The organism is Hydrogenophaga sp. OTU3427, from assembly GCF_038440225.1.
Lineage (GTDB): Bacteria > Pseudomonadota > Gammaproteobacteria > Burkholderiales > Burkholderiaceae_C > Hydrogenophaga.
In genome coordinates this window covers 1-13,422 of sequence record NZ_JASATI010000073.1, presented here as the reverse complement: position 1 = coordinate 13,422, position 13,422 = coordinate 1, and the positions used below count along the sequence as shown (strand labels likewise).

14 protein-coding genes and 1 pseudogene are annotated in these 13,422 nt (G+C 54.6%); 11 read left to right on the top strand and 4 right to left on the bottom strand.

What is annotated here, in order from left to right; translation table 11 throughout:
- From AAHB17_RS23610 to AAHB17_RS23600, 3 genes and pseudogenes are all read left to right on the top strand, one after another.
- Nucleotides 1–230, top strand: a pseudogene (locus AAHB17_RS23610) (HAD domain-containing protein); the annotation flags it as partial.
- Nucleotides 231–678: 448 nt separating this feature from the next.
- The gene (locus AAHB17_RS23605) at nt 679–1,230 is read left to right on the top strand and encodes an antitoxin Xre-like helix-turn-helix domain-containing protein (protein ID WP_342133512.1); all 552 of its coding nucleotides are present in this window, start codon (nt 679–681) and stop codon (nt 1,228–1,230) included.
- 106 nt (nt 1,231–1,336) lie between these two features.
- A complete protein-coding gene (locus AAHB17_RS23600) occupies nt 1,337–1,720 on the top strand; it encodes a hypothetical protein (protein WP_342133511.1) in 384 nt (127 codons plus the stop codon).
- 7 nt (nt 1,721–1,727) lie between these two features.
- On the opposite strand, the gene AAHB17_RS23595 is transcribed toward AAHB17_RS23600, so the two are convergent.
- Nucleotides 1,728–2,267: an ImmA/IrrE family metallo-endopeptidase gene (locus AAHB17_RS23595; RefSeq protein ID WP_342133510.1), complete on the bottom strand. Its 540-nt coding sequence runs from the start codon at nt 2,265–2,267 to the stop codon at nt 1,728–1,730.
- A complete protein-coding gene (locus tag AAHB17_RS23590; protein ID WP_342133509.1) occupies nt 2,264–2,812 on the bottom strand; it encodes a hypothetical protein in 549 nt (182 codons plus the stop codon). The genes AAHB17_RS23595 and AAHB17_RS23590 overlap by 4 nt, the downstream gene beginning before the upstream one ends.
- Here AAHB17_RS23590 and AAHB17_RS23585 point away from each other — a divergent pair.
- The 3 genes from AAHB17_RS23585 to AAHB17_RS23575 are packed head-to-tail and all read left to right on the top strand — an operon-like array spanning nt 2,811 to nt 5,634.
- Complete coding sequence (locus AAHB17_RS23585; RefSeq protein WP_342133508.1) at nt 2,811–3,911, top strand: multiubiquitin domain-containing protein; 1,101 nt, start codon at nt 2,811–2,813, stop codon at nt 3,909–3,911. The two genes, AAHB17_RS23590 and AAHB17_RS23585, sit on opposite strands and share 2 nt — an antisense overlap.
- On the top strand, nt 3,908–5,305 hold the full coding sequence (locus AAHB17_RS23580; RefSeq protein ID WP_342133507.1) for a ThiF family adenylyltransferase: 1,398 nt from the start codon (nt 3,908–3,910) through the stop codon (nt 5,303–5,305). The genes AAHB17_RS23585 and AAHB17_RS23580 overlap by 4 nt, the downstream gene beginning before the upstream one ends.
- Nucleotides 5,302–5,634: a DUF6527 family protein gene (locus AAHB17_RS23575; RefSeq protein WP_342133506.1), complete on the top strand. Its 333-nt coding sequence runs from the start codon at nt 5,302–5,304 to the stop codon at nt 5,632–5,634. Before AAHB17_RS23580 ends, AAHB17_RS23575 begins: the two co-directional genes overlap by 4 nt.
- A 100-nt stretch (nt 5,635–5,734) precedes the next feature.
- Here the strand turns inward: AAHB17_RS23575 and AAHB17_RS23570 are convergent, their stop codons facing one another.
- Nucleotides 5,735–6,370 (bottom strand): hypothetical protein, encoded by a 636-nt coding sequence (locus AAHB17_RS23570; RefSeq protein ID WP_342133505.1) that lies wholly within the window; start codon nt 6,368–6,370, stop codon nt 5,735–5,737.
- A 36-nt stretch (nt 6,371–6,406) separates the two neighbouring features.
- Nucleotides 6,407–6,907, bottom strand: coding sequence for a helix-turn-helix domain-containing protein (locus AAHB17_RS23565; RefSeq protein ID WP_342133514.1), 501 nt, complete (start codon nt 6,905–6,907; stop codon nt 6,407–6,409).
- A gap of 1 nt (nt 6,908) precedes the next feature.
- Here AAHB17_RS23565 and AAHB17_RS23560 point away from each other — a divergent pair, with 1 nt between their 5' ends.
- The 5 genes from AAHB17_RS23560 to AAHB17_RS23540 all read left to right on the top strand — a co-directional run.
- Nucleotides 6,909–7,202, top strand: a complete 294-nt coding sequence (locus tag AAHB17_RS23560; protein WP_342133504.1) for a DNA-binding protein — start codon at nt 6,909–6,911, stop codon at nt 7,200–7,202.
- Between the two features lie 437 nt (nt 7,203–7,639).
- Complete coding sequence (locus tag AAHB17_RS23555) at nt 7,640–8,668, top strand: hypothetical protein (RefSeq protein WP_342133503.1); 1,029 nt, start codon at nt 7,640–7,642, stop codon at nt 8,666–8,668.
- Nucleotides 8,661–10,925 carry a hypothetical protein gene (locus AAHB17_RS23550; protein ID WP_342133502.1) on the top strand — a complete coding sequence of 755 codons (2,265 nt, stop codon included), beginning with the start codon at nt 8,661–8,663 and terminating at the stop codon, nt 10,923–10,925. The genes AAHB17_RS23555 and AAHB17_RS23550 overlap by 8 nt, the downstream gene beginning before the upstream one ends.
- A 17-nt stretch (nt 10,926–10,942) precedes the next feature.
- Nucleotides 10,943–12,430 carry an ATP-binding protein gene (locus AAHB17_RS23545; protein WP_342133501.1) on the top strand — a complete coding sequence of 496 codons (1,488 nt, stop codon included), beginning with the start codon at nt 10,943–10,945 and terminating at the stop codon, nt 12,428–12,430.
- A 10-nt stretch (nt 12,431–12,440) separates the two neighbouring features.
- The coding region (locus AAHB17_RS23540) for a TniQ family protein (RefSeq protein WP_342133500.1) at nt 12,441–13,422 on the top strand (982 nt) is incomplete at its 3' end.

Here is a 13,422-nt window from a genome sequence, read left to right as displayed (position 1 = left end):
GGTTCTGTGACCTCACGAGTGTTCCCGACACTCTGATCAGTTACGAGCGGGAAGCCGAGTGCCAGGCCTGGCTGCGGGCGGACGGTCGGGCTCATTCGCCATGGCTGGCGGTGGATGATCGGTCCTGGCTCTTCAGGCCGTTTTCCCCAAATTTGTTTTTGGTTGTTGGCCGAGCAGGTCTCACCTCTGCAATGGGCAAGCAGCTTCTTTGCAAGTTGCGAAGCTCCTGACAGGCCTGAGTCACAAAGACCCCCCTCCTGATAGGTGATAACGCTGTCCATTTTGACCATGACATCGGATCGGGTTGTCCAGTGAACTGGAGCTACCACCGCAAGACTGTCTGGCTGTATCAAGTTATCTGTGCGCTCACGACTGGATGGCGGTTCTGAACTGGATTAGCTGGCGGGTTTGAATCGGAACAAGTGGCGCCTTTAAATCGGAATCGCTGGTGCTTTCGCACTGGAATACGCAGCTGTTCTCGTAAGACGTTGCTTTTCGGTCTTGCCGACTGGGCGATGGGGTTCAGTCGCGTCGTTTCGCGGTCTCATGGCGACGGTGGCATAGCTTCAGGCTACGCGAACAAGGTGTGGCGGAGCTTCTCTCATGTGCGGCGGTAGGTAGCACAGTTGCATCTTCTCCTCTCAGAGGCTGTAATTGCAGTCCTGCAAGGAAATTTCGGTGCTAACCACTTTGTCTTCCTTCTCCTCCTCTGTGGACACTGCCACGCGCTCGCAGGCATTCAACGCACTCCTGGGACTCATTGTTTCAGGCTGCTTCGAACATCCAAAAGGGGCCAACAAGCCGAACATGACAGGGCAAATCGATCAAGCGGATTGGCGCAAGACGCCGATCCCCTTCCCATCAGCAACTGCCTACGAAATCGTCAGACGCGGTGTGCCCAGCCGGGCATTGATCGCGCTCGGTGACTACCTTGGGATCGGTAACGGTACGATGGCTGACCTTGTTGGATTGAATCGATCAGTCGCTCGTCGAAAAGCTGCCTCAGATCAGGTACTTCCGATCCACGCTGCCGAGAGTGTGCTGCGCTTGCTGGAGCTGCAATGCCTGGCAGAAGACACCTTTGACACGCTAGACGCTACTTTCGCGTGGCTGCGTTGTGGGCATCCAATTTTGGATGGCGAGGCCCCTCTTGAGAGGGCGAAGTCAGCGTACGGTTCGGAGCAAGTTAAAGAGATTTTGGTCTCTCTCAAATATGGTGGGATTGTCTGATCTTGGCGTATTGAGGGACGGAGCAACGGGGCAGAAAACGTGTTTTAGTAAGTAATGAAAGCGCAGCGGGCCAGTTAGCGATGCAGCCCCTGCAAGGAGCACAAACATGCAGATCAAGGATGTGAGACCTGAAACATTTACCTCGCAGATCCGCTGTGATCGGTGCGGTCTTCTCGCGGCGGACGGTGAGATCGAGTTTCATGAGATGACCTGCATTGATGCCAAGGCTGGATATGGGTCAATCTTTGGCGACGGCAATAACGTTCAGGTCGACCTATGCCAGCATTGTTTGAAGTCCACATTGGAAAAGTGGCTTCGGGTGACTGAGCCGGCAAAACAGGATCGGTTGCTTCAGCAGCGCTTGGACAAGTTCGATCCGATGCTTCATGGTGGAGAGTTTCCGGCTGGGGCTGATAGCTCGCCGCAAATGCCAGATGAGCTTCCCAAGCAGGATCGGCAATCTGTCAACGGTGGCGAACTGGAGTACTGAGCGCCACCTAAGCGGCCATCTTGGCCGCACCTGTGACGTTTAGGCGAAATCGCAGCATCTCTGGGCTGAGTTGGAAAAGCTGCTCAGCCGTCTTGGAGTTCATTCGCGAGGCCGCGATGTAGCGGGCCTGGTGCGCTGGAAGCATCAGAACGCCTCCGGTCCAGGCCGCTTCCGCTTCGTTTCTTTCCTCGTCATCCGTGCTTGCCCCTGAGTCCCTCGCGGGGTGTTGAAGGAGGGCGTGGGCGAGCTCGTGGGCCATGTTCGAGCGGTGGCGGGCGGAGCCATGCTCGTCGTTGAAGACGATGCGTCGTCGCCGCCCCTCGAAAAATGTGAATGCCGAGACGCTCTTGTATATCTCTGCGACGTTGACGCATGCCTTGGTCTCATTCGCGGCTTCAAGGAATCTGCTGAGAGGCCAGTATGGAATGTGGAGGTGCGTTGCTAGGGCGTCCATGTCCATAGGATCAAGCTCCCTAAGTCCCATTTCCGTCCGAACGTTTTGAACGAGCCGCTCGGAGTAGGTCTTGAATCCGCGAATCAATTTCATTCCTGCGGTTTGTCCTCGGGGACATCCTCTTTAAGGTTGTTGTAGGCCGTCTCAACGATGGCCTCAAGCTTTCGGCGGGCAACGGGCGACAGCGCTGCGTCTTGGCGGAAAAGCAGCGCCACTTGTTGAAGGGTCTGACCAGTCGCCGGTCTTGGGAAGTGCCCCGCTACAAAGCTCGCCGGGTTGATGCCAGCCCAAGCCGAGAGGGCGGCCATGCTGGCGGCGTCTGGTTTTCGACCTTGACCCATGCGAGTCAAGGTGGTTTGACTTACGCCGGTCGCGACGCTCACATCCTTCCATGTGGCCTTGCGGGTGGTCACCGCTCTATCGAGTGCCGCATAGAACCCTTCCGAGTCGAACTCTTGCTTGTTCGTCATGCGCAGTCCTTTCGTTACATTTGGATGCAAATTGCTCATGAGCAATTTGTTGCCCTTGGGCAATTGGTGCAGTACAGTTGCTGCACTGATTGCTTTATAGCAATTGGGCGCCGCCAAAGCAACTGCTACGGCACAAACTGTCTCTCTTGCGTTGAAAGGACGCGCCATGAATCACACTGATACCTCGAATGTCGAACGCACCGCCGCTATTGAGGTGGCTGGCGTGGATCTGCGCTTCCGCAAGATTCAGATGGCTGATCGGACGCCAACCGGGGCCCAGATCTCCGCAGCCGCCGGATTTGCACTCAACCAGCAACTGACGGTACTGCAACTGCTGCCTGATGGTGGCTTCGAGGATCTGCGCCCGGACGAGGTGGTCCAGCTTGTGGGCGGTGACAAGTTCATCGTCATCGAAAGTGACCGCTCATTCCGTTTGACCATTGACGGTCGCCGCGTCGACTGGCCCGTCGCTAGTATCTCGGGCGAAATCGTCCGCAAATTGGGCAAGGTGCCGGACGACAAGGAGCTGTACTTCGAACAGCAAGATGTCGCCGATCGCCTCCTACAGAATGGGGACGTCATCGACCTGTCGGGCACCGGTGTTGAGTCCTTCTATAGCCGTAAGGCAACCTGGGTGCTGAATGTCCAGGGTGTCCGCCTGGAAGTGCACACGCCCGCCATCACCGTGCGCGAGGCGCTCGTCATGGCCGACTTCGTGCCGGAAGACTGGGATGTTTATCTGAAGTACGAGAGCCAGCAGAAGGTGCCGGTCGAACTCTCGACGGTCATCGAGTTGCGCACGCCGGGAATCGAGAAGCTTTGGCTGATCCCGCGCGACGTCGGTAACGGCGAGGTGGTGCAGGCGGTGCGCCAGGAGTTCGCGCTCCAGGAAGAGGACGAGGCCTTTCTTAACGAGCGTTACGCGCTGTGGGAGACTTTCGTCGAAGCGGGACGGCGCTGGCTGGTCATCCACGCGCTCCAGGTCCCGACGGGCTACAGCGGCCAGCGTCGCGTGACGCTCGCCTTGGAGGTCCCGCCGAACTACCCGAGCGCACAGATCGACATGTTTTACGTCTTCCCGGCGCTGAGGCTCACCACCGGGGCAGGTATTCCGAACACGGAGCACCACGAGTTGATCATGGGGCAGTCCTTCCAGCGCTGGTCCCGTCACCGTGGCCAGAACGCTGCCTGGAAGGCTGACTCAGACAACGTCATCACCCACCTGGCGTTGGTCGAATCTTCGCTGCGCAAAGAGGTGGCTCAATGAAGCCGGCGTCGATGCTCTCCTTGACGGAATCGCAGCACGCAGAACTGCGCCGTCATCTGTTTCCCGGTGACGGACTGGAAGCATCGGCGATCCTGCTTTGCAGTCGTACGCCTGCGCCCCGCGTGCGCTTCATCGTGCGCGATCAGATCATGGTGCCGCACGATGCATGCAAGCGTGAGCGGGACTACTTGTCCTGGCCCGGCAAAGCGATCGCTGAGGCGGTCTCTCGTGCAGAGGCTGACAAGCTCGCGCTGGTCCTGACTCACTCACACCCCGGGGGACTGTTCGGCTTCTCGGACTTCGATGATCGAAGTGATCAGGTCACGATCGGGAGCCTACTACATGGCTACGGCACCTGCCATGCCACGGCCATCATGACGCCCGTGGGAGCGATGGCGGCGCGCTGGTACGGGGGTGACCTGGCGCCACACGACTTCGACGCGGTCAGCGTTGTTGGCCACGACCTACGCTGGTGGTGGCGCGATGAAGCGTTCAAACGGCGGCCGCTGGCCTTCACGTCCGAGGCAACGGACGAACTTTCCCGCCTGTCTGTATGCGTTATCGGCGTTTCGGGAACCGGGTCCCCTGTCGCAGAACAACTGGCGCGTATGGGCTTCGGCCGCGTAATCCTGATCGACCACGATCGGGTGGAGAAGAAGAACCTCAACCGCATCCTCAACTCGACCCTCGAGGATGCCAAGAGTGAGCGCCACAAAGTTGACATGATGTCAAACGCCATCTCGCTGTATCGCGGCGACGGCGTGGCGGTCCCCCTGGCCGCGTCAATCACGGAAAGGGAATCCGTTTTGCTGGCCAGCCAGGCAGACATTCTTTGCAGCTGCGTGGATACCCTGGATGCTCGGCACATTGCTGACGAGATCGCAGCGTCGTTCTGTATGCCGCTGTTCGATGTGGGGGTCACAATCCCTACGCGAAAGACCGCAGGGGGAAACCGCGTCATCGCTGATGTTTGCGGTCGAATCGACTACGTTCAGCCCGGCGGCGCGACCCTGCGTGACCGTGGGGTCTATTCTCCAGAATCCTTGCGCGAAGAGTACCTCCGGCGCGCGGCACCCGAAGCGCATGCCGAGGAGGTGAATGCGGGTTATCTGCGCGGCGTAAGGGAGGAGGCACCCTCGGTTATCGCGCTGAACATGCGCGCCGCGTCGGCCTGCGTGATGGAGCTGGTCGCCCGCGTCTACCCTTTTCGCCATGACCCTAACGAGCGATTCGCGAGGACGCAGTTCAGCTTGGCGGCCGGGGAGGAGATCTACACCGCAGAGAGCCAGTTCAAGGCGCAGCCAAACCGAAAACTTGGTCGCGGGGCAGCTGAGCCGCTGCTGGGACTGCCCTCCTTTCGACCCGCCAAGCGTACGAAAGGTGTTCAAGCATGAAGTTCGTTCAAATGCTACGTCGCGCGTGGGACCGGTATGGGCCGGCGCGTCGCATGGTCATTATCGAAGGCGATACTTTGCCCCAACGTCTGCCTAGACGTGACCTGGTGCTGGCGCGTGAGGCTGGAGAAAACATCTGCGTTGGAATGCGGTGTCCGTGCGGATGCGGGCGCTCCATCCAGTTAGCCGCATTCGACGTCGCGCGGCCTCGATGGGGCGTCACTGCTGATCGCGATGGACGACCATCGCTCTACCCGTCTGTGGACGTGAAAAAAGGATGTCGGTCCCACTTTTGGGTAAGTCATGGCCGAATCATCTGGTGTGACTAGGCGGCGGCTGGCGAATTGTGTTGCCGTTGCACAGGCCAAAGCGGATTGGTCTGCGCATGGCAAGGTGGCCGCCTCATGGCTCTGCAGTTTGCTCCTGCTTCTAATCCCGGCTCATCGGATCTCTAGCCACGAGCCTATCGTCAACGTAAGTCATCTGAGCGATGGGCGATGAGCGGCGCACCTGCATCGCAACCTCCTCGACTACTGATCCTGAACGCTTGATAGCTGCGTTGCCTAATGTGGTGTAAAGCGCCCAGCCACGCCAAAGCACCCAGAACAGCAAAGTCGTTGCCGTCAGGCCTATGAGCTTCCAAAACCATGGTAGTGGTGAAGCTGCAATTAGCGATAACGGCATGGCCCAGCTAGCCCAAGCCACGCTCACCGCCAGGTAGGCAAGCACGTCATGCGAGAAAGACGTTCTTACTTTGATGATCCCGTCAATAAGTTTGATGTCTTTGTTCAAGGCGAGTAATTGCAGGTCGTGTATGGGGACCCCTGCATCGTGACATGCCTCAAGCACATCTAAGATGAGAGGGGGGGATACTCGCCAGAATCTGATGTTCCGCTGAAGAATGCGGTACTGCTCTGTGACTCGCCGCGTGACCAAGGACAGCTCGCCATTCTTCTCAAGAACTGCAGCCAACCTACGTTCTTGCCACCAGCGCCGCAGTCCAATCCACCACACCCCTGACCAAAACAGATCGACCGAAGCCTGGATGTTGATGATCAGGGCCACGGCCTTCTTGATTATCAAGCTGACCATAGCCTGCCTTCAAGTACCGGTAAATCGTGCGAACTCCTCACGGATCACCTCAAGGCTTGAGGTGCTTGCATCCTGATCTTTCATGATGGAGCAGAGTAGTTGAAACACGCGCAACCGGACTGCTAGCGCCTGCAGCCTGCCGTCAGCGTCGACACACACCTCGTCCACAAATTGATAGATGTTGGAAAGAGCAGTTCGACTGAAGGTCAAAAAATCTTCGCTATGGCGGGCCTCTCGATATCCCAGCACCAAGTAGCTGAGATCCAGCCCAGCATCACGTACACGCACCAGGTAGTCCAGATCAGGCGTGCGGACATCTGATTCGTAGAGGTGTTGGGTGGTCCTTTTGATGCCACCAACCTCAGCCATCTGTACCTGCGTAAGCCCGACCCGCAAACGCTCTTCACGGAGACGGGCGCCAAACGGCCGGGGCTTGACCTGGCTCGCAGGGGCGGTATCATGATCACTAATGTGAACATGTTCTACACTTTTTTGAACATTGGATATCATCGTGAACAATATTGTAGATGTTCTTACGGTTGAGGACGTCCGCGAGGAGTTCCGTCGTCGTGGCATGTCGGTCAGTGATTGGGCCAGGCGACATGGTGTCTCCGCGCAGCTGACCTATCGAGTTTTGGCCGGGCGAACCAGCGGCCAGCGGGGCCAAAGCCACCAAATATGTGTGCTGTTGGGACTGAAGGCGGGAGTCATTGAGCCCGTAAATGACATGAAGCTTGCGCACTTGGAGCTCAACACTCAAGCCGACGAGAGCAAGAGTGGTACCCGGCCCGCTAACTTGCTTTGAAGACGGACCATATGAATGGATGCCATGTTTTACTGACTTGGGGGGTGTCATGAGCAGGTAGTGCCAAAAACAAAAACGCCGCAAGGACGGATCCTTGCGGCGTGTTCGTACTGGGGAAAAATCCACAGATTTCGGCCTGGAAACTGAAATCTACACGTGCCCAACCGGCACGTCAACTCCCCAGATCAAGTAACTGCGAACGTCGGGTGACGGGCGCGGTGCACGCACAGCAATCTGAAGGGAGCGTGATGAGTACATCTACTTAGCCAAAGCACTCCGCACAGTGGATCTCGCCTCGCTCTTGCTGGGCAGTCAGCCCAATTCAAACGAAGCGCTGTCACATGCGATGAACACCTGCGGCTGAGGTTGCGCAATCGGCGTGACCATCTTGTCGCGCCCGACCTGCTTTACGTCTGCTCATAGAGAAAGGCGCAGCCATGCCCATAGATCACTCTGGTCGAGAGAGCGCAAATGCGATCGCAGCCCAAGCTGGCTACAGCGTTCCGTATCTCTATCTGTTGGATGCTGAGCGGGAGGCATCACGTAGTGTAGTTAAACCCTCAGTTCACACAAAAATAAAACTGGATCAAGTAAATCGGGCTATCCGCTATGGATTTGGTCAAGGCCGTGGTGACTTTTACATGCCATGGATTCGGATTCGAAAAAACTTCTCTTCGCCTACGAGCCATCAGGTCTTTGACAGCGTTGGAATTCAAACTAGAAATCATCACTTTCTCAGCAAACTCGAATACCACACAGCCTTGTCTGTCAGTTACTTGGGCGCCGATGAGTTGAGGGAGTGCTTGCCATTGTGGCCATACGAGCATCCACACCCCGACAGTGGGATGAATGAGGACATGGACGCACGGTACGGCACAGTGCCGGGGTTGTTGGAGATTGCGCGCCTTACTGGAATCGAACACGGGAATTTTGTCGGAACGAAGGTTCCCTATATCGCCTCAATCGACTTGATGTTCCGGGTTCGGCAGGGTAGTGAATGGAGACTTGTTGGGATAAGTTGCAAACCCAAGGAAATTGCCGAACAAAGCGTCAGAGCTCAGGAGCGTATTGAGCTAGACCGTATGTACTGCAAAACAGTAGGGGCACACCATTGTTACGAAGACGGAACGAAATTCAATGAAAATCTGATCCTTCAACTTGCATGGTTGCGTCCGGCTGTGAGCTTTCTTCGGGCTCACAAAAAAACGGATAGATTTCAAGATTTTGTGGGAAGATTTAATGAGTACTCGAACGATCGTTTTGTAAAGTGTGCCGTGCTTGCCGCAGGTCAGGAGGTGGGTGTTGATGATGATGCAGCGTTTGCTTTCTTTAGGTTAGGAGTCTGGCTTCATTTGATTGATGTTGACTTAACCCAGCGAGTGCAAATGCGTAGGCTTATCAAGCGAGGAGGGTGTTCTGTAATCAATGCGATGAGGGCACGCTATTTTGGGGGCTGCAATGTTTGAGCCAATTGCGATAGGTTGTGTGCTTCGAGTGCATATGGCGGAAAAAGAGCCAATGCTTTACGGAAGGGTCGTGCACATAGATAAACAGAAAAATTTAGCAATGATTGTAAGGTTTCCAGGCAAAGACGCATTGGGACATCAAAAGAACTATGTCCGTCGTCCGGTTGGCCACGATCTCTCCGCTCTAGAAACTCGGGTGCAAGATGGTGCTTACGGTGTCGTGGATTTTGAGGTGCCATCTCACTGGCTACTAACGCCAGAGCAGCTAAAAAATAACAGTCCAGCTGGATTGATTAATGACTCGCGACGAAATCTAAAGGCTTGGCTAAAGCGGCGCTCTGAAGCTTATCGACTCATACGTCCATTTGTTCATGGGCGCACGATTGAGCAGATTGTGATGGATCCTGCGTTTGCAGGTTGGCCGAAGCGGAGGGCTAAAGAGCTCAATTTTAAGGGGTGCGCGCGCATCCAGCGGAGTTTAAATGCATATATCTTGGCGCTTGGTAATAGGAACGGATTGCTGCCATGGTACACGCGATGCGGTAACCCTGGTGATACAAAAATCAGTCGAGTGAAGACAGGGAGACCGGTGGATGAGCGCGATCTTGAAGGAGGGCGTGCCCCGGGACTGAATTGCGATAAATTCGCACGAATACACTTTGCTATGGGTTGGAAAAAGTTCAAGCGCCGTGGTGTATCTGTGAGAAAGGCATTTAAACAAACACTGGAAACATGGTTTGTCAAATCAGTGCGTTGGGATGGTTCGGGCGCAAAGGTCACACTGCGACCGGAAGCGCGAAAATACACCGTAAAACAGTTTGAGTATTGGGGGCGTCGTGACTCTGATGCTCTCTCTGCGGTTGCGATCAATAAGGGAGAAACCGAGAGGCGGCGCACATATTTGCAACGCCAGGGACAGACAAAAGAGAGGCATCTGGCAGTCAATGGTGAGGCATTTCTCGACAGCACAAGCTGTGACCAAACATTGGTTTCCTGTGCGTCTCGTCTTAAGGTGCTTTCATCCCCATTTCGGACTGATATTCAAGGTGCCGCAACTGATTATATTTTTGGGCACCATGTTGGTTTTGAAAGCGTAAGCCAGACGACAGCGTTGTTGGCGATTCTTCATGCGGCCGAAGATAAGGTTGAATACTGCGCACGGTTTGGAATTAAAATTAAATCCCGAGATTGGCTGCCGATGACTTTTCGTCAATTTGTTATGGACAATGGGGAAGGTAAAGGGCAACTCGTAATGCGTACGCTTGAAGAGATGGAAGTCGGCGCAAATTTCGGAGCGGCGTACGATGCCATCAATAAAGCTCCACAAGAATCCAAGCATGCAAGTATTCACGCACATGTCGATCATGCGATGCCAGGCTCTACGATGGGGCGTAGGGCGGCAAGAGGAGAGCCTAGTCGAGCCAGCCTTGCCAGGCTGAACCTCTTTGAATATATGCCTCATCTCATTCGGCATGTTCTTTTTCATAACAATGAGGAATTAATCACGTTGCCGACGATGGAGATGCGGCAGGATGGGGTCGAACCGACGAGGCGTGGCGTCGTCGAATGGATGCTTGAAAATGGTTACACGACATCAGCTCCGCAAAACATACAGCAGTTGCGAATCAGATGCCTTCCGCGATTAATGGCATGTGTTCAGCCCGACGGTATACACCTTTACGATCCCACATTCAGCGGAAAGAGAATCATACCTGGTTTGGTTTATAGCAACGAATACTTGCAGAGGTCTGGAATTTTATCCAAAAATAAACGTTGGCATCTAGATGCCCACCTCAACCCTTCAGATCTTTCAAAAATCTGGGTCAACCTTGGCGGACTCAAGTGCATGACATTGCGCTCACGGGATCCGGATATGCATGAGTTGGCCTTGCTGGACTGGCTCGCTATCAGCCGGGACGATCGAATTCGTGCATTTTTGGATAAGGCCAACAAAATCCAAGAGGGGGTCAATGCCATTGCGACGTTGAATCGCTCAGTTCAGGTTGCCAACAAGGAGCGGAATAAAGAAATTCGGGCTCGTGGCGGTAAGCCAAGTAAAGCAGAGTTAAAGCGAGAAAAGCGGCTCAACACCAAACTTGAGCAAGTCGCTATGACGGGTATGCCAAATACGCCTAAGGAGCTCAAGCAGAGCCCAGTCCTTGCCGAACGTCAAGAGAGTCACGACTCGCCTGCCATAAAGTCGTTTAGCCCGCTCCGTGATCTTGCGCAAGCCATCCGTGAATCTCGAACCAAGTGAAAAGTGGGTGATATTTTATGGGGCATACTATTTTGGCTAATCCATTGAGAGAATCACTTGATCGTGTCAAAAACAACCCTCTTATCGCAGCTTTCCCAAAGAAACTGACTCCTGTGGAATTGGCTTTGCAGCTTCGTTTTTGCCCAATCACGCCAGAGAATCTTGCTGGGATTCCACTGCAGGAGCGGATGCAGCTACTAACGAGTTTCAGAAGCACTTTTATTCCCACGGTTCAAGGACTTTCGATCTGTTTGTCATTGCAACAAATGATATTTGATGGCTACATGCTGAGGGATCCGTTGCTTGCTGCATCGCGAAAGTTTATCTTCACGGCAGGTCAGCTTAAGGGGCAGAAGCTTGCCGATGTGCAGTGGTGGCCCTCTTTCGCCTCTGGCATGGTGATCGATGGAATAACTGGTATGGGGAAGTCCCAGTTGGTAGATCGCTTCTTGAGCCTCTATCCGCAGGTCGTTGAGCATGGTGAAAATGAAGAGTGTGGATGGAAATTTTTCAAGCAGCTCTGTTGGCTTAAGGTCCATATGCCGTCCGATGGGTCGCGCGGCGGCTTTATGGAGGGAGCATTTAGAGAGCTGGATAATGCGCTCGGTACAAGTTATTCTGACAAGTACTCGTCAAAATCATGGAGTGTTGAGAAATTGCTGGTGGTGTTTCTGCACCTGCTCTCTGTTCACCGTTGCGGTTTGCTCGTGATTGAAGAAGCGCAAGAGCGAAATCTTAGCCAGTCCCCGTTCAGTCGAGAGTTCGTTACTTTTTTTCTGCGTTTGCTCAATTGGGGAACGCCAACTGTTTTAATCGGCAACCCGCTTGCATTCGCTAACTTGAATAACTTCTCCCAAGACGTCGATCGTTTCTCAGAGGGAGGGTGGTATCACTTGTTACCGACGCTTGATCCTACATCCGAGGAGTGGCTTGAGGATTGGATTCCTGGCCTTTGGAGTCCGACCCTACTCGATCAGCCGGATGCTGAATACATCCCTTTCTCGAAAGAGCCCTACGATCAGACGTTGGCGGGGTTTGTGTGGAGGAGAACCGGTGGTGTGCCTCGTTACCTCGCACGGCTACGTATCGAAGTTCAAGACGCGGCGCTACGCCAAGGGGCGCGACAGGTAACACCTGAATTGGTTGATCAGATCTATCGTACAAGTCCCAAGATGATTGAAGTTCACGAACGGATCGATGCTTTCGTGAGAAGAGACTGGCACTCACTGAAGCGCTTCAATGATATTTCTTGGGAATATTTCCGCAAGCTTTGGTCGACCACTAATCCTGCAGAGCAGGATCAGTATAGGGCGGCGGCTCCTGCCGAGCAAGACCCCTCGCGCAAGGTCAAATTCAAGCAGCGCACACCCACAAGTAAACCTAGACCGACGAAAGACAATCCGACTCCCTCCGATAGACTCTCTGCTGCCGAGATCAGAGCTCGAAAGTTTCAAGAGGCTACTATTCAAAGCCTCACCCAGGCGGCTGGCTTTTTGCCTGAATGAGTAAATAACCATGGTCGCGAAGCTTGCATACATTCCTGGCTGGCGATCGGACGAAACCTTGTATTCGTGGATCTCCAGTTTTCATGCAGTTCACGGGAATGGATCAGCGCGCGATACGGGTGCCTTGCTGTTTGACTCAGAGCATGCTTGTCGAGACCGTGATGCGCCCAGAAATATGCATCATTTCGTCGATGTGACAAATTTTGCTTTGGGGGATATTGAGTCGTTGCTTTTCACCCGAACCCCGATTGGATTGTTCATCCCGTTTCTTTTGGCATCGCGCCGGCAGAAGCTGTATGCCCAGCTTGAAAGCAGGGTGGGCCCAGGATGGCGTCTGCTATGGGGCATGCCTGCAAGTGGCCTACATGACAACAGTGCGATGTACTACTGCGAGGACTGCATTAAAGAAGACATGATCACCTGGGGTTTGCCGCGCTGGCGCTTGCCGCATCAACTTCCCGGGGCGTGGGTGTGTCTTGAGCATGAACAACAGTTGAGGACCTTGCGGACAAATGCATCGCAGTGGGTTCTTCCGCCGCTTGTGCGATTGCAGAATCGCCTGCCTCAGCTTGAGGCGGCGCAAGGCGAAATGCTAAACCGTATCGCTAGGCTTTCATTGCAGGTGGCTCGCGCAGGAGTTGTAGATGTCGCATCTGTCCGGCAAGCTATTCTGTTGGGGCTAAGAGAACATGGTGTCACAAGTTGGCTTCATCCGCTCGACAAGTCCCATCTGACTAACTGGTTTTCTCATTCGCCGGTTGCTGAATGGCTCAGGCGTTCAGAAGGGCCTTGGCAGTGGTTGGCTTCTGGGGAGTGGATTCATGATCTTCTGCGCAATCGCGTTGGTGACCATCCTCTTAAGTGGATGATTTTGTGGAGCACCTTGTTTGCCGATCAGGATGTTGCAATCAGCCATAGCCGATTCATGGACCCCGTGTCGTCACCAAGTTGGGAGGCTGATGGTCAAGCAACTGTCTGGGGTGCGACCCCTC